This window comes from Kitasatospora sp. MY 5-36 (assembly GCF_001182915.1).
Classification (GTDB): Bacteria; Actinomycetota; Actinomycetes; order Streptomycetales; family Streptomycetaceae; genus Kitasatospora.
This window is the reverse complement of record NZ_LFVW01001246.1, coordinates 1-1183: the sequence shown is the minus strand read 5'-3', so window position 1 is coordinate 1183 and position 1183 is coordinate 1. Positions and strand designations below refer to the sequence as shown.

General features: G+C 78.7%; 1 pseudogene. It reads left to right on the top strand.

The annotated features are described in order from the left end of the window. A pseudogene (locus AE652_RS41715) lies at nt 1-1183 on the top strand (helix-turn-helix transcriptional regulator); the annotation flags it as partial.

Here is a 1183-nt window from a genome sequence, read left to right as displayed (position 1 = left end):
GAAGCCGCCCGGCTCCTCCAGGACCTGCTCGCCGACCGCCGGATCCCCGGCCCCGCCCGCGCGAGGCTCGCCACGGCGGCCCTGCGCCGCATCGCCGGGTTCACCCTCCAGGACGCCGGCGCCCTGCTCGACACCCTCACCGGCGCCCCGCTCCTGCCCGGCCCGCTGCGCGCCCAGGCCCGGGTGCTGCAGGGGCTGTCGCTGTGCACCCCGACGACACCGGACCACGACGGCTGGCTGCACCTGGAACGCGCCGCCAGGACCCTCCCCGACGAACCCGGCCTCGCCGCCCGCGTCCTGGCCGCGATGTCCATGCCGCACTGGCCCGGCATCCCCCTCGCCGAGCACCGGCAGTGCGCGGAGCGGGCGGGCGCCGCGCTGGCGGCCACCACCGACCCCGTCCTGCGGGCCGCCGTCAACGCCAACCTCGTCGGGCTGCTCCTGACCCTCGGCGACCCCGGGGCCGAACAGGCGCTCCCGGCCCGGCCGTTGGGGGAGGACGAGGACAACGGTGACGCCGCGTCGGCCGGTCACCGGGCCCGCGCCCTGTGCAATGCCGCCGACGCGACCCTGTGGCTAGGCCGCTACCACGACAGCCGGTCGTTCCTCGAACGCGGCGCGGCCCTGGCCGGACGCCACCACGCCGGCCCCCACGTCGCCCACGGCATCCGCAGCATCCGGCTGCTCCTCGACTGGGCCACCGGCCGCTGGACGGGCCTCGCCGACCGGGCCGCCGACCTGGTCGCGGACACCGCGCGAACCCCGGTGCTCGGCCACGAGGCACGAACCGTCCTCGCCGCGCTGTGCCTCGCCCGCGGCGAGTGGTCCCAGTGCCGGGCCTGGCTGGCCGGCGGCCTGGCGCCGCACCCGGACCAGCAGTTGGCACCGGTGGCGGCGCTCTCCTCGACCGTACTCGTCCGGCTGGCCCTGGCCCGCGGCGACCACGACGACGCCAGAGCGCACGCGACGCAGGCCTGGGGACGGCTGCGCAGCAAGGGCATCTGGGCCTGGGCGGCGGAACTGGCACCCTGGGCCGTCACGGCGGCGCTGAGCGCCGGCGACCCCGCCACGGCCCGGACGATGGCCCGGGACCTCCGCACGGCCCCCGTCGCGCCGCACCTCCCCCTCGTCGCGGCCGCCCGACCGTGGTGCCTCGCCGCCCTGGCCGAGCACGACGGGGACC